General features: G+C 42.2%; 13 protein-coding genes. 1 reads left to right on the forward strand and 12 read right to left on the reverse strand.

Annotated elements, in window-relative coordinates; genetic code table 11:
* Window position 1: 1 nt before the first annotated feature.
* The 5 genes from EQG49_RS04010 to EQG49_RS04030 all read right to left on the reverse strand — a co-directional run bounded on the left by EQG49_RS04010 (window position 2) and on the right by EQG49_RS04030 (window position 8147).
* Complete coding sequence (locus tag EQG49_RS04010) at window positions 2-1759, reverse strand: ABC transporter ATP-binding protein (protein ID WP_133362761.1); 1758 nt, start codon at window positions 1757-1759, stop codon at window positions 2-4.
* Between the two features lie 59 nt (window positions 1760-1818).
* Complete coding sequence (locus EQG49_RS04015; protein WP_165964768.1) at window positions 1819-2280, reverse strand: MarR family winged helix-turn-helix transcriptional regulator; 462 nt, start codon at window positions 2278-2280, stop codon at window positions 1819-1821.
* A 516-nt stretch (window positions 2281-2796) separates the two neighbouring features.
* Entirely contained in the window at window positions 2797-6393 is a 3597-nt protein-coding gene (locus tag EQG49_RS04020; protein ID WP_133362763.1) for a leucine-rich repeat protein, read from the reverse strand.
* 802 nt (window positions 6394-7195) lie between these two features.
* The gene (locus EQG49_RS04025; protein ID WP_133362764.1) at window positions 7196-7543 is read right to left on the reverse strand and encodes a DUF3139 domain-containing protein; all 348 of its coding nucleotides are present in this window, start codon (window positions 7541-7543) and stop codon (window positions 7196-7198) included.
* 43 nt (window positions 7544-7586) lie between these two features.
* Window positions 7587-8147, reverse strand: a complete 561-nt coding sequence (locus EQG49_RS04030; RefSeq protein ID WP_165964769.1) for a DUF805 domain-containing protein — start codon at window positions 8145-8147, stop codon at window positions 7587-7589.
* A gap of 785 nt (window positions 8148-8932) precedes the next feature.
* Here EQG49_RS04030 and EQG49_RS04035 point away from each other — a divergent pair.
* Window positions 8933-10852 carry a leucine-rich repeat protein gene (locus EQG49_RS04035; RefSeq protein WP_165964770.1) on the forward strand — a complete coding sequence of 640 codons (1920 nt, stop codon included), beginning with the start codon at window positions 8933-8935 and terminating at the stop codon, window positions 10850-10852.
* Between the two features lie 353 nt (window positions 10853-11205).
* Here EQG49_RS04035 and EQG49_RS04040 read toward each other — a convergent pair whose 3' ends face one another.
* The 7 genes from EQG49_RS04040 to EQG49_RS04070 all read right to left on the reverse strand — a co-directional run bounded on the left by EQG49_RS04040 (window position 11206) and on the right by EQG49_RS04070 (window position 20433).
* Complete coding sequence (locus EQG49_RS04040; protein WP_133362767.1) at window positions 11206-13266, reverse strand: GumC domain-containing protein; 2061 nt, start codon at window positions 13264-13266, stop codon at window positions 11206-11208.
* A gap of 276 nt (window positions 13267-13542) precedes the next feature.
* Window positions 13543-14319, reverse strand: coding sequence for a hypothetical protein (locus tag EQG49_RS04045; protein WP_133362768.1), 777 nt, complete (start codon window positions 14317-14319; stop codon window positions 13543-13545).
* A 4-nt stretch (window positions 14320-14323) separates the two neighbouring features.
* Complete coding sequence (locus EQG49_RS04050) at window positions 14324-15145, reverse strand: hypothetical protein (RefSeq protein ID WP_133362769.1); 822 nt, start codon at window positions 15143-15145, stop codon at window positions 14324-14326.
* A 14-nt stretch (window positions 15146-15159) separates the two neighbouring features.
* Window positions 15160-16257 (reverse strand): serine hydrolase, encoded by a 1098-nt coding sequence (locus tag EQG49_RS04055; protein ID WP_133362770.1) that lies wholly within the window; start codon window positions 16255-16257, stop codon window positions 15160-15162.
* A gap of 714 nt (window positions 16258-16971) precedes the next feature.
* A complete protein-coding gene (locus EQG49_RS04060) occupies window positions 16972-18597 on the reverse strand; it encodes an ABC transporter permease (RefSeq protein WP_133362771.1) in 1626 nt (541 codons plus the stop codon).
* Between the two features lie 3 nt (window positions 18598-18600).
* The gene (locus EQG49_RS04065; protein WP_133362772.1) at window positions 18601-19524 is read right to left on the reverse strand and encodes an ABC transporter ATP-binding protein; all 924 of its coding nucleotides are present in this window, start codon (window positions 19522-19524) and stop codon (window positions 18601-18603) included.
* Window positions 19525-20169: 645 nt separating this feature from the next.
* Window positions 20170-20433, reverse strand: a complete 264-nt coding sequence (locus EQG49_RS04070; RefSeq protein ID WP_133362773.1) for a hypothetical protein — start codon at window positions 20431-20433, stop codon at window positions 20170-20172.
* Between the last annotated feature and the right edge of the window lie 107 nt (window positions 20434-20540).

Here is a 20540-nt window from a genome sequence, read left to right on the forward strand (position 1 = left end):
ATTATGCTAATTCCTCCTTTGAAAGTTGTGAGTAAGCAATTTCTTGGTACACATCGTTATTGGCGAGGAGTTCCTTGTGCGTGCCAAGGCCAACTACCTTACCGCGATCGAGCACCACGATTTGGTCTGCATCCATGATCGTCCCAATTCGTTGCGCAACAATTAATTTGGTTGTGTCTTTGACTTCTCTCGTTAACGTATCACGTAAAGTTTTATCTGTGCGGTAATCAAGGGCTGAGAAGGAATCATCAAACACGAGGATTTCAGGTCGGCGCGCAATCGCTCGGGCAATCGCCAACCGTTGTTTTTGACCACCTGACAAGTTCAAACCACCTTGTGAAATTTCTGAATCAAGGCCATCCGGTAACTTCTTCACAAATTCAGATGCTTGCGCAATATCAAGCGCTTGCCAGATTTGTTCGTCGGTTAATGGTGCATGTCCAGTATCACCAAAGCTGATGTTACTGCGGATTGTGCCGTTAAACATCACAGGTTTTTGTGGGTTGAAACCAATTTTGTCGTGCAATGTTTCAATTGAGTAATCCTTCACATCGACACCATCCACTAACACTGAACCTTTGGTAGCGTCGTAATAGCGGGGAATTAAGTTGATTAACGTTGATTTACCAGCACCGGTTGAACCGATGAAAGCCACGGTTTGCCCCTTAGTTGCGGTAAAACTAACCCCTTCAATCACATCTTCAGAACCGTCCGCGTAACCAAACGCAACGTCCTTAAATTCAATTGTTCCTTCAACACCAGCTGTGCCGGCTGTTTTGGTACCGTCTTTTATTGAAGATTTAGTTTCAATAACTTCCATAATCCGTTTAGCAGAGACGCTGGCACGGGGAAGCATAATGAAAATCATCGTTAACATCATGAACGCCATCACAACTTGCATCGCATATGACGTGAAAACCACCATGTCAGAAAATAGTGACATCCGTGATTGGATACCGACCGCTGATTCAATCAAGCTGGCGCCAATCAAGTAAACGGCTAATGTTAAACCATTTGAAATCAAGCTCATCACTGGCATCATCACGGCCATCATCCGTTGAACGAATAAATTAGTCTTCGTGATATCGTCATTGGCTTTTTCAAATTTGTTCGTTTCGTAACCTTCCGCATTGTACGCGCGCACAACCCGAATCCCAGTTAGGTTTTCGCGGGTGACACTGTTCAAACGGTCGGTCAACTTTTGGATAATTTTGAACTTAGGCATTGCAAATGTAATGATAATGCCGATAACAACTAATAGGAAAACCACGGCCAAAGCAGTTGCCGTCGTCCATTCCCATGATTTGTTAGAAATCTTAGTAATTGCCCAAACGGCTGTAATTGGCGCCTTAATCACCAATTGGAGCCCCATGGCAACAATCATTTGCACTTGGGTAATATCGTTAGTTGAGCGCGTAATCAATGATGGTGTTGAAAACTTATTGATTTCGGCCATTGAGTATTCGGAAACTTGATAGTACACATCACGACGTAACTTCCGTGACAAGCCAGCGGCTACCCGAGCGGCGAAGAAGCCCACGATGACAGCGGCTAGCAAACTACCCAGCGCACAGAGCAACATGAAGCTCCCTTCCTTCAGGATTTCATGCAATGTTCCTTTGGTTTGGATCAACATCGTGATTTTTGACATGTAATCTGGCAATTTCAAATCCAGATAAACTTGGCTGACGATGAAAATCAAGCTGACTAAGACATAGCCCACTTCTTTCTTCGACATCCGTTTAAGTACTTTAAACATTCGTAATCTCCATTCTTTTTGTAAATGTTATTTATGCGCTAACTGGCATTGCCAACTATTTAGCGCAGATTATCCTTAATCTTTCTAAGCGTGGTGATGAATTGCTGCTTTTCATCGTCTGAAATATTCAATTCCATCGTTTCTTGCAAATTAATTTTTGCCTGCAACATTTTTTGGTAGACCGCATCGGCCTTGTCCGTGAGCATAATTCGTTTCAAACGAGCGTCGTAATCAACTGGTACACGCTGAATGTACTCTAGTTCTTCGAGACGCTGTAATAAATGAGTTGCCGTTGGGCGGCGAATTGAAAATTGGTCTTCGATGTCTCGTTGAAAAATTTCTTCGTCCTTGTGCTCGAATAAGTAGAGCAATGTCCAGATTTGCATCCCGTGCAAATTCGCTAGGTTCTGCTTATTAGCAGCCTCAATTCGGCGTTGCATGAGAATCATCAGCTCCCGAATTTCGAAGCCTAAATACGAGTCATCCATATCAATATCCTTTCCAAAAATATATGTTAGCATGCTAACATCTTTCATATTAAGATACCCTTTTATCGTTTTTGTGTCAACTTAGTTTACAAAGTTTTAATTCTATTCTACGTGGGATTGAATAAACTTGGCCACTGCGTGCCAGTAAATTACTTGGCGCACCACGCTGGAAGCAACGGGCTAAAATTTTTCTGGCGTGGAATTTGGATATATGTCTCAGATTGATTCCCACTACGAGGCTGGAACCAGTCTCTTCGTTAGTTTGCGTAGGCATTCTGACTAGTAATATGCCGTAATCCTTGTCGCTGCAGGTTTAGCGGTAATCATACATCTCATCACATTTTATAAATTCCACGTCAGACGAAATAGCACCGAATATATAGAACCAAAGTTTCCAGATACCAAAATAGGCGCGTTTCCACATATCCGCATATACGGAGGGAATCGCGCCTATTGTATAGAAGGAATGGAACGGACGAAGGCAGATACCATTCGCGGAACCCGCCTTTCGTCCCACTGCCAATCCTAAAATATTAATTTATTACTGCACTAATTGCGGCGTTTGCGGAATGTCACCAAACCGATAATTCCGACTAACACTGCACCTAAAACCGGTAATAAATAATCCGTCACCCGCCCAGACTTAGGCAATGAACCTGTTTGTGCCTGCGTTGTTTGCGAATTGTTATTTGGTTGTACACTGTTTTGTGATGTCGTTGTTGTACCTCCACCTTGAGTCCCGCTAGTACCACTTGGCTTATCATCACCAGAAATTGGTAAGTTAGTGGGGTTGTTAATTGGCTTATTGGCAGGCTTAGTACCGCCAGCGGGTCCTGGAATATTACCAGGCACTACTGGCTTGCCGGTAGGCTTGTCCGGTTTGGTATCCGTCGTGCCATTGTCGCCTGGTTGCCCTTGATTATTATTGTCATCGGGCAACGCCACCTTTTTAGCATAAATGAACTTGTAACTTCGCCCATTATTGTCACCAAATTTCATTTTCTGGCCTGCCAACTCAGTCGCAGTCATCCAATTGAAATCACTCGCTGACCGGGTATTGTCATTTGCGAGTACGCTACCCGCAAGTTCTTGGAAGTCATAGTCTTGAATTAATTTCGGGGTCAAATCAAACTCGTCATCGATATAGCCGCTGTATGTTTGCGAATCCAATTCATTACCATCGGTGTCCACCCAAAATATCGTGAACGGCTGTGCTTCCGTCCGATATTGGTACACAATTTCATTAGCAAATGGTGCCAACACGCCGGTTTCGTCACCGCTAATGAGCTTAGGCTCGTCATATCCTTTGATTTCAGGAACCGCGGGAATATCATACGACGCCCCATCATAGCCAGTGAATGAAAATGGAATTACGGAGTGACCATCAGTGTCTTGCTTGATGACCTTTCCCGACTCATCCACGTATTTGTACGTAATGCTGGCACCAATTGTCCACCGATCAGCGTTCAAAAATTCATTATAACTCCCACTAGCTTCATTACCGTTGATTTTATCAATAAACGCACGTGCTGTATCCAGCGCACTGGCATCGGCTGGAACCACAAATCCACCCGGCCGCGTGTTAAAAAAGGCAAAATCAGCAATGATATCTGGTGCCAACTCACCCACCGTAACTTGTTGCAAGCTTCGTGTATTCGAAAAAGCAAAGCTCCCAATCGAAGTTAAATTGGTTAGTCCACTTAAATTAATTGCTGTCAGCCCCGTATCACTGAACGCACCTGCACCAATCGTCGTTAGGTTAGGAATTTTTTCAAAAGCAAACGCGGTCAAATTATCATTGCTTGAAAATGCATAATTGGCAATGATTGTTAAACCGATCAGTTGTTCAAAGTCAACGCTCGTTAGCTGTGCATTGAAAGAAAAAGCATCATAACCAATCGAACTTAAATCCGCTAAACCATTCAGATTAATCGTTGTCAGCCCAGTTGTGCAGAACGCACCTTCGCCAATTCTTGTTAAGCCAGTTAATTTTTCAAAAGCAAACGTGGCGAGATTTTCACAGTTGGTAAATGCCCCATCGCCAATCATGGTCACATTGGCGACATTTTCAAGATTAACAGCCGTTAAGTTTGGTAACTCAGAAAACGCATTATACTCAAATGTAATCAGATTAGGTAAATTGAATAAATTAACCGTGGTTAAATTTTGGAAATCCGCTCCCGCAAAACTATCACTTTCAAAACTAGTGAGTCCGAGCAAATTGTCAATCGTTAACGTTGTCAAATCGTAAGTACCTTCAAATAAATCATCCCCAAAATTCTCGAGTAATGGTAAATCTTTGAACGTCGCATTCTGAACGGCACTGCCCAATGCCCCGTCGCCAATTGTCGTCAGCTGCGGAAGATTTTCAAGTTTAACAGTCGTCAGATTTTCACAATCACTAAACACGCCAGCACCAAGTGTGCTTAAGGCCGATAATGAATTCAAATCAACCGTCTTCAACCCACTGCCACCGAACGCCTGGTCACCAAGCGTGCTTAAGCTAGGAAATTGACCAAAATCAAAAGACTCTAGCGCACCACAACCCATCAGCGCGCCATTGCTAATCGTCGTCAAATTTTTTGAAACATCATCAAAATTAAGGTTGGCCAAGCTATTGCACATTTCAAAGGCTTTTTCGCCAATTGTCGTCAATGCAGGTAAGTTATTAAAATTAACCGTCGTCAAAGATTGACTAAGTGTGAATGCTTGATCCGGAACTTTGGTTAATAACGGTAAATTATCCAATGTAACAGTTTCCAGATTATGCGCGGCATGGAACGGTGCGTCACCAAGTGTCGTGAGTTTTGGTAAATTAAGTAAATTAACTTCTTCAAGCTTGTTATTTGTAAACACATTATGCCCAAGCGTGGTTAAATTTGGTAAGTTTTGCACCGTTATCTTTTCAATATTTTTGTTACTAAATGCCTGATTAGGTAACGTTTCAATCCCCGGCAAGTCTTCCAATACGAGTGTGGCACAATTACCAAGCATTTGATCATTCACGCTTGTTAACAATGGTAAATCTTTCAGTGTCACGTTTTTCATAATCGCATCTGGCGTCGCAAAGGCACTTTGACCAATTACCGATAAATGTGGCAGCGAAATTAAGTTAACAGTTGTCAAACTCGTATCCGCAAAGGCCCAATCGCCAATCGTTTCTAGCGCAGTTAATTTTTCAAAATTAATCCCCGTGACGTTTTCAGAACCCGCAAATGCCGAATTACCAATTGTTTTTAACTTGGTGAGATTATCAAAATTGAGCCCCGTCAAATTCGTACAACCGTTAAACGCTGAAATACCAATCGTTTCTAGCGCTGGCGTGCCACTAAAGTTAAACGTGGCCAAGTTGTAACAGCCATCAAATGCACTCGCACCAATTGTAGTCAATTTAGGTAAACTAGCAAAATTAACGTTAGTCAAATTAACATTATCCTGAAAAGCTGCATCGCCGATTGTCGTTAAATTAGTAAGTGCATTAAGATTAACACTCACTAAATTTTCAACCCCGTAAAACGCATAGTCATCAATTCCCGTGACATTACTTAAAGCAGAATCAAAAACCAATTCACCATTCCAGTCGGCATAACGATTTTGCAGGAAATCGTCACTAAAACCAGCAATCACGGTCTTATTAGTATCGGTAAAAACTAAATCATCTTTCGTAAAGACATATGCTTGATCGCCTAGCCGGGACGCTTTTTCCAGTTTTTTCAGCTTTGAATTTGCAGTTTTAGCTGATTTATTCTTTGCTGACGTTAGTTTTTCTTGTGCCGGCGTTATGTCTTTTGTTGGTAACGGCGCAGGCTCCGCCATTGTGAGAGTAGCCGTATCTTCAGCGGTGATTTTATCGTCTGCTTGCTCATTTGCCGGTGCAGGCGTAACATCCGCCACTGGTAACTCAGGCTTCTCGTCATTGAGATTGCTAGGAAGCGTGGGGGTATCATTTACTGGTTGCTCGCTCAACTCTGAACGTTCACTAAATATTTCATCAGCTAATACAGTCGGGGTCGCCCCCATGCCACCAAGTAATGTCACCGTCGCTAAACTAGCGTAAGCCAAACGCTTACTTTGGCGCGAAATTTCTTGCGCCGACTTTCTGTTATGTAGCTGGCTAACTGCCTTTCGTTGCTGTCTTGTTTTCATAATTTCCCTCCAATTGCTTTTCTGTCACTTGCAATTATCGCAACAAACTTTGAATTTTTTGCGGACACAAAGTGCAGACTTAAGCATGTTTTTGGGTGGAATTTAATTATTTGGTTACCCGGTTGTGAATACTGTAACTAAATATTTTTTTGGAGAGGCGGTATATTGAGTGGACTGTGACTAAGGATAAAATTACTAAGCAATAAGAAAAGACGAGTTTAGCAAAATGCTGCCAAACTCGTCTTAGAATTGTTTTTAACGACACACTAGCTGATTACATGAAAAACGTGATTACACCTAGAATGGATAGTAGTAGCATAACTCCCAACACTAAGCCTACCGCCGTATAAATGGGATGTTTTTTTAACTATTTATTATATCCAATTCCTCGTTATTTAATTTTGGGATAGGTGTTTAACGCTTTTATCGTTGGTGTCAGCGCTGCTACCATTTAAGTCTTCGACGTTTAAATAAATATGATAAGGTCGGTCACCCCATCCAGATATATTTCTTTCATAAACATAAATGTGCTTCGGATCGTCTTTAAATTTCACCGCTACATCATAACCATTTCATCATGTAGTTCTTCTTAAGACTAATTGATTTAATTAATCCCACTTTTAAATGTTGCTCGTGTTTATATACTCAATTGTATCTTGCTTTGACGTTGCTTTTTGCATTGGGAAGTTAATTATCCACGCGACACCCAATACTAAAACTAGTAAACCTACAATGCTTGCAATTATCTTATGCGCTTTTATTACCACGAGTTGCATTCCCCCCGTCAATCGTGAATCTCATTTTATTTTGTCAGCGTTGCGTAATGGGCCTTACTTGTTGAATCTACCTCATTTGCATAGCTGTCATACTCAAAATAATTAACATGATATTTCCCGTTTGACGCGCCGTTGCTGTACACATATTCGTAATAATGCGGGTCATTTTTTAACCTAACCTTCACATCATAGCCACCCCAATAAAATGACTTTTTAAACTGCATTTTTGCTACTTGTTGCGGTTTAATCTTTTGCTCGGTCATATACTTGTCGATATTTGTCGTTGCTTGATGTTTTTGTATCGGATATTGATAAATTAAAAAAGCTCCAATCCCAATGATCAATAATCCAATGACACCAATCGACTTTTTCATTTAAGCTCTCCCTTGTATTGCAAATGATAATAAATGAATTCTCCTACAACCTAGGCATTACAACAGTTACCCCAATCACAATTGCCAATTCTATTACCCCAAAGGCGATTGCGACTGGTAGTTTCGTTAAAATGCTTGCCGTTTCGGTTTGGTGGGGCAGTTGCCAATCTTGGACCGCCGCATACAAGCTGGTTGGCATTAATGCGACTACAAGCCACAGAAATGGGACAAATGGGTATAAAATAATTAGCGCCCATGGCCAATTGGCATCATGCATACGGCGAACGTTTAAACTTAACTCCGCCAAGGCAATCCACAGAAAAAAAGCAAGTGCAATTCCAAGTGTAAAACTAGCCCAGCCAATCGTAAATGTATTGAGGTGGAAATTTTCCTTACCCACAAGTAGTCCAAATAATGCCGCTAAAACATTGTAAATGACTACAATCAGTAGCCAACCTAAATTACCAAACCAGTAGTCACTGCGCGTGGCCCGACTACGGTAATCAAAAACATGTGTAAAAAATTCAATTGTCGCCTTGAGCAAATTAGTTGGTTTTACATTGAGTTGCTGATTAACCATCTCTTTAAACTGTTCTGAATCCATTAACATCCCCTATTCCCTTTTTGCATAGTAATAACTTAACATTTATGATATTTTATCATTTAACGTACGTGATGTCCCGTTATTTGTTAGTCAAATCTTGATTCCGGGTGCAAAAAAACACCACTATCTATACAAATCAAATAGCAGTGTTTATATTTCTTTATTCCGTCAACAATCGATACAACCCAAATGGGACTTCATGCGCTAATTCACGTAACGCACTACCTTTTTAAGCTTACTCATAATTGGTTATTATTTTAAGTCACAGTTGTCTACGGCCACCTATTTCCCGTTTTCTTTCCCTGATTTTCTTATTAAAAAAGATATTCATCACAATCGAAGCACCGGCCGTAATAAGTACTAATAATCCCGTAACATCCATGCTAATTAAATAGTGGCGGGTATTAAACAATATTAAAAACACAACAAACACAGTTTGCCCAATCCAAGCCCCGATAGACTGCCATAAAAATCGATGATACAACATTTTTTATCCCCCATGTTGGAAATTGAGTGCTCATGTTAGACCATTAATCAAAAACAGCGTTCATGATTTCCAATGATTTATTACACCTATTATTTTCAAATAATATCATACGATTACCGGTGGCGCTTGATTATTAAGCAATTGCAAGCAATACGTGCAAAACCGTGCTTACTCCATTAGATCCCCGCATTATGTTAACGGCATAAACTTTCCGGTTTTTCACTTGATTTCGGTCATATTCTCTTCGCATTTCTCCGGTAATCTTGAGTAATACTATTACCGGATGGAGATTAAGAACATGACAAAAACAATAAAGCGCCACAAACAACTGCTTTATACAAGTCTTGCCACCATGACATTGGCTAGTAGCATGGGACCTAGCGTGTTAGTATCTGCTGATACATTAAGTACCACTGATACGGTACAAGTTGATCACAATTTGGTTTCCGATACTGATGCAAGCATTCCATTAGCTCCGGCCACGCTTTCAGACTCAACAAACATCATGCCACCTTTGCCTAGTCCACAAGTAATTCAACCGGCTGCACCAATTAAAAAATCAATTGCCAACAAAGCTAGTTCCGCAACTGACTCGCCAAATACGGCAAAAAAGAACACGCTAACAGCAAAACCAGTTACACGAACCAAGCAATCAACGCCGACCGCTAAAATTGGCTCGGAAACGCATGTGTTCACGCGCGATGAACTCGATATCACTGGGACAACCATCAACGGCTTTAACGCAGCCGGAATGGCAATTAGCGAATCGCCTGATTGGGATGGCGCGTTAACATTTGCCCCTGAACTCAACGATATAACTGTGATTGCTGATAGTGCTTTTGCGGATTATGCTGCAATTACCAGCATTGATTTTTCAACCCTGCCAAATCTAATTTCAATTGGCGCGTATGCATTCGATGGCCTTGCAAATGTAACATCCATTGAATTAGCTAACCTGAATCATCTAGTCGAAATTGGTAAAGGAGCTTTTGCAACAAATACCAATCTCACCTCGCTTACCTTTGAAAACCTACCTGAGTTACAAACAATTGGTAGCGAAACTTTTTATTATGATATTCCATTAGCGACCGTTCGTTTAGTTAATTTACCTAAGCTAACTTTTCTTGGAGACTACAATTTTAACTTTGCTTCAGTCAAGGAAATTACAGTTGGTAACTTAAACCCACAGTTAGTCTTAGGTGACCATACCTTTGCTTCCAATATCCAACTAGCCGGTATTGTTTTCCCGAGTGACACATCAACAAGTTCAATCGCCTCCGCACAAACCTTTGTCGATTATATCAATGAATATATTGACTACACGGATGATTACTCTGAAGACGAACACTGGACCCTTGGTGGCACGATGACCTATAAATTTATCGATGATAACGATAACATCATCTCGTCACTAACACCCATTACGTTTACTGGGCGTGTCGGTGAAAGTTACGACCTGCCCGAAATACCAACTGTGCCGGGTTACGGCGCTGTCGAACTAGTATCGACGATTACTCCGGGCACATTTTTAGCTGGGCCAAATGAGCTTGTGTATAAGTATAGCCGCACTAAGGCTGCACCGTTCTCCATCTATTATGTGGATGCCAATGACAAAGAAATTGCGCCGACCCAAACGTTTGACGATTCTCCTGACATCATGCTCACCTTGTCTGCCCAAAGTATTGATGGCTACACCTTCAAAGAACTTTACGGCAGTAAAACGCCGACGTCGCGGGCAGTCTCAGACTTTGAATGGGCTGGTGCGCATGAGCTAATCGATACCTCAATTTCACTAGGCGATAACGCTGGCCGTAGCTATAAGTTTGTTTATGATGAAAATGTCACTGGCCCCGATACAAATAATCCCGGCGAGACAGGAAAAACTGAAAACACCCCGCAAGCCACGGAACCAATTGCCAAGCCTACCAATCCAACTCCTGCCACTCCCACAAACACCGATAAAAATCCGGTTTCTGATACGGATAAAACACCTGCCAACAAGCTCCCTGGCACCGGTGGTGGTGACTCCACTGGCAAGAAAAATGCCGCTAATAACAGCAACAAAACACAGCACGCCACGAATACTGAAGCAACTAAAAGTGACACAATGCTACCAAAATCAGGTAGCATTCAAAATTACTTACTGCCAGTCCTCGGTGCGATGTTGACGACTAGTCTAGTTGCTCTGTACGCCTTTAAAAAGAAGCGTAATCACTAGTTATTATTTATTACGTCAAAAAAGCAATCGCTCACATTTATGTCAGCGATTGCTTTTTGGTGTTGTGCGACTAGTACTTGGAACATAGTGGGATTCCCAATAAACAATGTACCAAATCACACCAATTAACATGTTCAAACGACGACATTTCATTTTGTAGTGGTATCAAATTCCCTTGTAAATTATTATACTTTTCATGATTATTATACTTTCGTCTAAACAGCTACAGACCGCCGTTTTCACGTCCTAATTATTATACTTCCAACGATTATTAAACTTTTGTTCAGACAGCAAAAAAGCTAAGACCTACTGCGTCCTAGCTTCGTTTGGTACTGCTAATTTACATTAAAATATTATTTCTCGCCACTAAACGCATCGACGACTGTGCGGAGTGAGCTTTGGGCTTGCTTGCCGGATAGCGTGTAGTATGAGTCTTCGGCTAGCCCCATCGGATTAGTGTCGAACAGGATACGAATGTGAGTTGGGCGGTTGCGGTTTTTCCAGCCATCCAAGATGCCGTGATAAGTGGCGTGGTGCATACCATTCATGAAGGCAAAGACCATGTCGTATTGCGTATTGAATACTTGTGGCCACACTTGTTTGTCATTTTTTTGCTTCGTGTCCAAAATCGTGACGGTGGCGCCGAGTTGTTCCAGCAATTGCTTGTGCCGGGTCATGCGCATCCATGTTACGAGCAAGATTTTTTTACCAGCTAAAACTCGTTTGAATTTGGCAAATTCAGCGTCGGCAGGATTCGGGTCTACTGGGTCAGATACTTGCCCGAGTTCTTCGATCAATTTTACTTTTTGCGAGTAACGTTGAATGCGAATCGCGAATTTTGTATCGTTGGGATAATCATTCAAATCGTAGCCATTACAATCAAGGTCGGCATATTCGTGCCCGTTTTTTGAAAGCAGCACATATTCGCCGCCATCCCCTTTGGTCAAGATTCCGGTATCTGGTTCCCAAATGTTAAATTCCACATCACGGTCAGTCACCAGCGACACATGCTGAGCTAGCGCGTACAAACCGGAGTAAGCGCGCCAATTCTCATGGCTGAGCAACTGATCTAATTCGGCAATGCGCTCGGGAATTGACGTATTAGCAACTGGTTCCACAGGGCTCTGTGGTGTGTCGATTTCCGCTTTAAATGTCTGTGCATCCGCCAGCTGATTTTGCAATTCACTAATCAGTTCATTGTTAGTACTTAAATTCTGCGTTAACGCTACAGCATGTTGCGTCAATTGTTGGTTTTGTTGTTTTAAGGCGGCAATTTGTTGTTCATAGACCGTCACATCAACATCCGCAGTGGTGCTTTGTTTAATCGTCCGAATTTGTTGAATCAGCGCTTGTTGAATAATGTTGGCATCGCTGAATTCATCATTGGTGCTGGTAGGAACGACTGGGCTGACTGGTTGTGGTGCTGTAATTGCAGGCACGTTTTCCATCGGCTTAGTGGTCTTCATTTCAGCAGCCGGTTCGTCAGTTTTTAGGTACAAACTTTCATTGTATGTGGCTAGCAAATCAACATATTGCGTATTTTTGGCAGCTAATTGCTCCTGCACATCGTTTAGCTCTGTATTTGCACGCTCCAGTTGGCGTTGAAGTTCGGCTGGGGTTTCTTTTGCATGGCGCAGCAAACTCTCAGTCGCACTCACCTGCTTGCGAAGGTCGATAATCGTGTCCGCGTCTTTTTTACGCAACGCTACATGGCGCGCGCGTGTGCTATCCAATTCACCTTCAAGCATGTGTACCTGATGCGTTGCGTCCTCAAGTTCCTTCACTTTTTGTTGGAACTCCTTGATTTGCTTCGTAATTTTCTTGGCTTGGCGGGTATTTTGACTCGTTAATTCCTGTACCTGCGCCGTCAATTCGGGATTGTCATTATTGGTGCTTTGTGGACTTGCCACGTCATCCCCGTCGTCTAATTCAACCACGACAATATCACCCGCATCGTCTACACTCAGGCCATTATCCCGTAATTCATCGGCTTTGACTGTTGCTAAAGTTGTTGCCAATTCAGTGATACTTGGCATTTCCTCTTGGGCGACCGCCCCGTAAAATTCAGGACTCAGCTTGTAAATAAAACTGAGTAAATCTAATTTAGGCGCATTGAGGTTTTCATAATATTTAGTAACGCGGCGTTTTTGGCCCGTTACTTGATCGATGTCATACGTTAATTTAAGGTTATAATCACGGTGCGTTATCCGTTTCATTTTCAATAACAAGCTCTTAATTTCACCAGTGTGGGCGAGTAACGACCACTCCCCATCGTGACGCAACTGAGCGTCTTTTTTAAGTAAAACCATCAATAATAAATCTAAATCCCCATTCACAACGTTAATTTTTTGCTGCTTCTCATCATTTTTCTTTTTCAATAATATTTGTTTTTGTTGCTTACTAGATAATTTCATCCGTCCCACCTCTTAGTTTCTTCCCCAATACATTCATAATATTTTATGTACTTATTAATTTTATCACTTTATTGTAATGCTTGGTGTCTTATACGCTCAAAGTTTTGGACTAATTTGAGCTTGTTGGGTCACTGAGTGCTGGTAAATTATTTGGTGGACTACGCTGGAGGCACCATACCAAACAAAAGGCAGTGAGTATACCTGCAAACCAGTAACGCAAAAAGACATCAACTAATCGATATAGCGATGTCTTTTCCTTTTTTGGATCTTTCAAAGTTACTCATATGTGAAACCAAAGCTGTTTTGCTTAGCTATGGCTTTTGTTGGATAAAAGAATGCTATAGCGTAATCTTTCTCACTAACCTCAAAGTAAATATAAACCGTATTTTTAAAATACACGATTTGCAATTGCGAACCAGTCCCCTCTAATACATAGACATTTGGATTATTATGGTATTGCCCTTTGACTTTATTATTTAGTGTACATTTTTGACCGAGATAATTAACTTCCGGGCCACAGTCCTGTACTGTCGCCTTGCCCCTCACCTTGGTCTTAGTCACTTTAATCTTTTCATATTTTTTCTTGTTTGAATAATAAGCATACCAAGTACCTTGCATTTTCTTAGGTATTATCAGTGGTGGATTGGCTTTATTCTTTGATTTATACAACGTCACTGATTTCCGATAGCCTCCATCCCCAACAAGGGTATATTTTAGTGTCTTTTTAGCTTTGTTATATGTTAAATACGAAACCGGTGCGGCAGGACCAGATCCACTACCAATAAATATTTTGTTTGCACTAATTTTCGCTTTCATCTTCATGTTAACAGGCTCAATCGATGTTTTACCCTTAGCTTTTTTGGCGGTAACTTTTAATTTGTAGTATCTGCCGTTTTTGTACTGATACCATGTTCCCCGAAACTGTTTCGGAATTGTTTTGTTAACTCGTTCAACTTTAGTATCTGCTGCAGAGACATTGAGCGGTGCAATTGCACTAACTGTAACACTTACAACCAAACCGATTGCAAATAAAACTCCAACTAATTTTTTCATGATCTTATCCTCCTGCTTTATTCATTCGCCAAACTTCGTTAATTGCTGATGAACCATATTCTTTTCCATCAGTTAGGATACTTTCACCCGCATATGATGTGTAGCCATAAAAGACTTGCGTGCCACCGCCGTTATTCCAGTTTACGGTAATCTTAACGTTAGCCGTAATTTCTTTCAGTGGAAAATCAGATGTTTCGTAATCGATATTTGTCACATCATACGACCATGCAGCCGTACTTGTAGCAACTGCTGTCGCGTGTCCTGAGTGGACGGCATTTGTACTTTCTTGGAAGACCGAACCATCCGATTTAATCGTTAATGTTACTTGCGTGCGGTCACGGTCGGCATCAATAAAGCGATAAAAGCCGACAAATTTTGGAAAAGCAAAACTCGCATTCGAACCTGAAGACGTAGTGGTCGTTGCTGCTTTTGCCTTGTTTTTTGCTTTGGCCTTGGCTTTTTTAGCTTTGGCTTTCTTCACTGCCGCGTTTCCTGCATCGTTTTGTTCACGCAACTCTGCTTCAGCCGCTTTCAATGCTTCAAAACCTTTTTCGCACAATTTTGTAACTGACATTTGATTGATTGCTTCATTTGATTCAGCATATTTTTTGTCACTGGTAAGGTTCCGCGCATTTTGTAAAATGGTTTCATACTCTGCAATTTCGGCGGCATTTTCACTACTTTGCCCGCTATCTTTTTTAACGGAAACTTGAGCTTCGTTCCCCGGTGGATCTGTAGCCGACTTTACGCCACAGCCGATTAACACAATTGTAGAAATTAAAATAATTGCTAATACTGCAAATTTTCGTGTCGGTTCACGTTTCATTATTGCTACCTTCCTTATCGTTGTTTAAATGCAAATTGTGAGAGCGTTTGGCCTAGTTGGCTAAATGCTGAAACTTGCTGCTGTGTTTGTGCTGAGCTCGCCATCAATCCGCTACTTAAATACTGACCCGGATTATGTGCGGCAGGCATATATAGCTGGGATAGACCGGCCACGACATACGCTTGCTTGCCACGCGTCACGATGGCCAAATCATTTTGAATTCCCTGATAACTAGATTCACCGGACTTATTGTAGCTAGTGATTCCGTTATTGCCCTGTGCCGCAAATTTTTGCCGATTAGTCGTTTGCGTCATCAACTGCAAGAACCACTGCCGCGCTTGTTCATCAACACCTGGCAATTGCCCCTGATACAACTTGTATAGGAAATCGCACGCCTCATTTGCTGCGACCATATTATTCTTCTGATTGGTCAAATCCATCATCTTGCGTTGCAGCTTCGTATGGCGATACCCCAGCGACTGTACATAATTATTAACTACCGAAAAACCGGCCGCGAAGTTACCATCACCCAAACGTTGAATAATAATATTCGTCGCGGTATTATCACTTTGCGTAATCATCAGGTTTGCCAGTTCTTTATAAGAATAGCTCGAACCGCTTGCCGCGCCTTGCAAGATACCGGTACCACCAACTTTATCGCTGGCCTGTAACTGATATGTTTGCGTTAGCTTGATGTGACCTTTGGATTCTTGATCAAGCAATGCTGCCAAAATGAACACTTTGATGGTTGACGCGCCAAATTGTGCCTTTTGCCCCTTTGGCAGGTTACTCAAATTAATTTGCTGCGTAACTGGATTTATACCACGATAGCTAAGACTCCAATATCCCGGCAATTGGGCAAAATCACTTTTCGCCATTAGCTGTTTGACTTGCTGCGACTGCCGTTCAACTGGCGTAACTTTGCTAACAGGTTTAGCACTGGAACTTGCTGAAGTCGGTGGTTTCGCAGAGCTTTGTGGAGCACTAACTGATTTTGCAGGTGCTGCATGTGACGAAGTTTTACTTGGTTCTGCTTGCTGTTTACCACAGCCAACTACCATCAAGGTCAAACACGTTAATGTGAATAGCCAAAATTTATTAATTTTCCGCATTTTGTTATCTTTCTATTTCCAAATCAAAAAGGTGTTAGGCATGACAAACAATCCGCGTCATCCCTAACACCTTAATAATTTATTCAGTTTTCCCAACACAACTCCCGCATTGCGTTATTAATTAATCTATACCACGATTATAGCAATGAAAACCAAGCCCCTCAAATATCGTGGCTTAGTAAGCAAAAGAGTTGCAAATCAAGCTGAGTAAGTGTTTGGAAAAGCAAATTCTTGGCGTACGGCGCTGATAGCACAACAAAAAGACGTAGCACAAATTTTGGCCACGTCTCTTATTATGGTTGATAAATTATCCAGCCCGCAAAATAAGCCGGATTCGCTTTTATTTATTCTGACGTGTTTTTGTATTAAGAATACTCACGTACCACAGAGTATACCTTGAGCATCCCACAAAATCAGCGATAACTTATTTGATCAAATCTGCCCACCAACGACTGTTTTTCACTAGTTTGAGAATTATTACTAACTAACGAAGTGCCGGCAAATTGCTTGGCGGGCGTAGCCTTTACACCGCAACTGGGGAAATATGCGTGAAACACATATTTCCGCTGAGGATAAGATGAGGACTCTTAGGAATTTATTCCTTAGAGTCCCAGCTTATCCGAACCTCACAAGACCGCACTTTGGCTTGAACATGCGCTTCCAGCGCGGTGCACCAAGCAATTTTATTCAATCCCACGCCAGACAGAATAGTACTTAACCCAAATCACGTTGCCGATACCCAAGTGCGCCAATGCCGGCCAAGATACCCGCTAAAATCAATTGCACGACGACAATTTCCCACTTTACACTGGTAATTGGAACTTTGCCGAGCCAGTGAATCAGTGAAATATTCATAACCGCATTTGATAGTTTGAGCGTATCGCCAAGGTACAACGCGAAGAACATGAAGCCAAAGTACCCCCACATAATATTCATCAATTTCGGTGCCCAACCTAACAGGGCGATTAGGACGCCTGCAAACAATATCCCTGCCGGTGCGTAGGCGATAAATATTTGGCTGAATTTTTCAAGGGCTAACGGCGTCTTCATTACTGCAACTTGACCGCTATATAACCCAAGCAACGCACATGCTAAGGCGCCCAAATACGTAATTAACGCATTGCCGACATAACTCCACAGGATTTTTAGGCGTGCCACTGGTTTGCTGTGGACTAATTCTAAGACGCCATTTTTTTCATCAGCATGCAGCTTCGTAATCCCCGTCATCAACGGAATTAAAGCCACCAAGAAGAGCACACCAACCAAAATAATCACAAATTCCAGCAATACCCGCTGGGCAAAATCAGCCGTCGCCGTCGTGATGTTATTCCCAATCATCGTCTGAATTGCGGGATTATCTTTAAACAAATCTGCAATCGAATTAAAAATCGAGCCATACATCGCGCCAAAACCAAACATTCCCACCAGCCACGCAATGCGAATGTTTTTCTCAACTTTAGCAATCAGGCTGAAAGGTCCCTGGAGGAATTTGCCGGCCCGAGCGTGCCCCAATCGCGGTTGTAATAGTCCGCTACCCACGTCACGCTTAAAGTTCAGCCACATTGCGCCGCCAAAGAGCACGCAACTAACCAACAGCAATAACCCAATAATCCAGTAATTATTACCACGGAAACAATCCAATTTTTCAATCCAGCCAAGTGGTGACAACCAAGTATAGCGAGCATTAGCAACGTCGGTTAACATACGCACGACATACGTTAGTGCAAAAAAACCATATGCTGCCATCGAGCTTGCCCGCGTTGAACTGCCGAGTTGGGCAAATACTAACGCAAACATGCCAAACATGAACCCGGTTGCTCCCAGTCCCAGCGCTAATAGCCAGCCACCAGTTGCCGTCATGCCGCTCACGTTAACCACTTGCATGATGACACCATAGCCAATTGCCAATACAACGTTTAAACCAAGTACTTCCAGACTTGCCGCCGCAAAACCACTCGCCCGCCCAACTGCGCGTGACCGGATGATTTCAGTTATGCCAAGTTCTTCTTGCTTACGCGTCCCATTTACAATCAGTTGGATACTCATAATCGCTTGGAGGATTGCCATGAACATCGTCATTTCCCACACAAGCACTTCCGCGGTGGTATAGCTCGCCGCATGTGCTAGCTTACCAAACAACGCCACCATTGATGCCGAATCCGCTAAAGCAATAATTGGCAGCAAATCCTTCGCCGATGAATACATGTTTTGATATTCCAAACTGACAATTAAAAAAAGGAATAGTAACACGATGCTCCAAATACTTAACCGCAGTCGATCGCGCTTTAGCCCCACTTTGACAAGCAAGCCCAAATTAGCAAAATTTTGTTGTATGTTCATGAGCTAGCCCTCCGCGCGTGCATCGTTAGCGTCATTGTAATAACGCATGAAGACGTCTTCGAGGGTTGCCGGTTGCACTTTCAAATCCAGGACTGCTAGCGTACTCAACTGCGCCATTAAGTCCGCCAGCTTTTCACCATCAAGCATGAATTCCGATTTAGTCACACCGTTATCCACCGTCGCCACTAAATCATGAACCCCGGCCAATTGTTCAAGTCCGGTCATAGCTTGCTTAGTTGTTACCGAAACTGAAGTCCGCGTTAAGTGCCGCAATTCCGCCAAGCTGCCAGTTTCAACAACCGTCCCTTCGCGGATAATCGCCAATCGATCCACCATCTTTTCAACTTCGGATAAAATATGTGATGACAGTAACACCGACTTGCCCTGTTCCTTCAAATGGAGGACTTCATTTTGGAAAATCTTTTCATTCAGCGGATCCAAGCCCGATGTCGGTTCATCAAAAATGAAAAATTCAGCATCAGTCGACAGTGCCGCAATCAATGCGACCTTCTGCCGATTCCCCTTAGAATACGTACGCGCCTTTTTGCGGGTATCAAGTTGGAATTTGGCAATCAATTCGTCGGTGCGCGCATTGTGTTTTTCGCCACTCATTTTGAGCATTAAATCAATCACTTCGCCACCAGTCAAATTAGGCCACAAATACACATCCCCCGGTACATACGCAATTCGCTTGTGCACAGTCACGGCTTGGTCGTACACATCTTCGCCAAACAACGTCGCCTGCCCGCCTGATTTACGTAGAATTCCCAAGATAACGCGCAACGTCGTGGATTTACCAGCACCATTGGGGCCAATAAAGCCAAACACTTCACCACGTTTAACTTGCAGGGTGACATCTTTTAACGCTTGAAACTTGCCAAAATCCTTCTGCAAATGTTCAACATCTAATACAATTTCATCAGTCATTTTATTTACCTCGTAATTTCGTTAGGCTTGCTTAGGCAGTCGTCTGCATTTTAAAATGCAAATCTGTCTAATAGAGCCTCATTATCTCACCATTGTACGCAAATGATATGAACATTTTACGAAATTGCGTCTGAAAATCGTTATTAAATCGTGCGGTAGAATGCCACTACGTGAAAAGCGCCAGAAGTCAGTCTTTTGCTAGTTTTCGTGTGGATAGAATGCCACTACGTGCCTGGAAAGAGCTTGGCGCACCACGATGGAAGCAGCCTCCCAAGCCAGAGTACGGTCTTGGGAGGTTCGGACAAGCTGGGACTCTAAGGGATAAATCCCCAAGAGTCCTCATCTTATCCTCAGCGGAAATATGTGTGAAACACATATTTCCCCAATCGTGGTGTATAGGCTACGCCCGCCAAGCACTTTCCAGACACTTCGTTAGTTTGAACTTAACAACTGATTAACAATTTTCAACTTATAAACGGTAGTGCAAAAACGGATGATAATACAATAAAAAAAAGCTCCAATCAATTACGGTCGGCGCTGGTTTTCAGCATATACGATATTTATTTCTTTGGTGCATCCATTACTAGATAACATGTTATATCCATATATTTATCATCAATAAACAGCTCATAAATATTAAATAACTCAATCTGCTGCATGCTTTAAATTTGACCAAATCATCTTAAATGTTGGAAAGAAACTACCTGCCAACAAAATTACGGCAAGCATAAAAAACATCGTAGCGATATGTCCCAGTGAGCCATTCATATAATTTGTCCGCTTATCAAAATCAAGCTTATGTACTTCCCTATAAATTGGAATAACGACGTTCATACTTACAATAAAAAACTTACTTAACAGACCTAAAATAGTAAAATTTAACGCGTATCCTAATAACTTAATATTCATTGCTTAACCTGCCTCCATTCATTTTTTAGACGATTTCATCCCAACCGGTTGCTTTTTTTAACTCAATCCCACGCCAACCGGAATAGTTCCTTGCATTACCCCAAGCG

Origin of the sequence: Periweissella cryptocerci (assembly GCF_004358325.1) — a bacterium.
In the GTDB taxonomy this organism is placed as follows: domain Bacteria; phylum Bacillota; class Bacilli; order Lactobacillales; family Lactobacillaceae; genus Periweissella; species Periweissella cryptocerci.

Bases quoted from the DNA above. Each gene is read 5' to 3' on its own strand.
- EQG49_RS04010 (WP_133362761.1), bottom strand. From the start codon at position 1,759: ATGTTTAAAGTACTTAAACGGATGTCGAAGAAAGAAGTGGGCTATGTC.
- EQG49_RS04015 (WP_165964768.1), bottom strand. From the start codon at position 2,280: ATGCTAACATATATTTTTGGAAAGGATATTGATATGGATGACTCGTAT.
- EQG49_RS04020 (WP_133362763.1), bottom strand. From the start codon at position 6,393: ATGAAAACAAGACAGCAACGAAAGGCAGTTAGCCAGCTACATAACAGA.
- EQG49_RS04025 (WP_133362764.1), bottom strand. From the start codon at position 7,543: ATGAAAAAGTCGATTGGTGTCATTGGATTATTGATCATTGGGATTGGA.
- EQG49_RS04030 (WP_165964769.1), bottom strand. From the start codon at position 8,147: ATGGATTCAGAACAGTTTAAAGAGATGGTTAATCAGCAACTCAATGTA.
- EQG49_RS04035 (WP_165964770.1), top strand. From the start codon at position 8,933: ATGACAAAAACAATAAAGCGCCACAAACAACTGCTTTATACAAGTCTT.
- EQG49_RS04040 (WP_133362767.1), bottom strand. From the start codon at position 13,266: ATGAAATTATCTAGTAAGCAACAAAAACAAATATTATTGAAAAAGAAA.
- EQG49_RS04045 (WP_133362768.1), bottom strand. From the start codon at position 14,319: ATGAAAAAATTAGTTGGAGTTTTATTTGCAATCGGTTTGGTTGTAAGT.
- EQG49_RS04050 (WP_133362769.1), bottom strand. From the start codon at position 15,145: ATGAAACGTGAACCGACACGAAAATTTGCAGTATTAGCAATTATTTTA.
- EQG49_RS04055 (WP_133362770.1), bottom strand. From the start codon at position 16,257: ATGCGGAAAATTAATAAATTTTGGCTATTCACATTAACGTGTTTGACC.
- EQG49_RS04060 (WP_133362771.1), bottom strand. From the start codon at position 18,597: ATGAACATACAACAAAATTTTGCTAATTTGGGCTTGCTTGTCAAAGTG.
- EQG49_RS04065 (WP_133362772.1), bottom strand. From the start codon at position 19,524: ATGACTGATGAAATTGTATTAGATGTTGAACATTTGCAGAAGGATTTT.
- EQG49_RS04070 (WP_133362773.1), bottom strand. From the start codon at position 20,433: ATGAATATTAAGTTATTAGGATACGCGTTAAATTTTACTATTTTAGGT.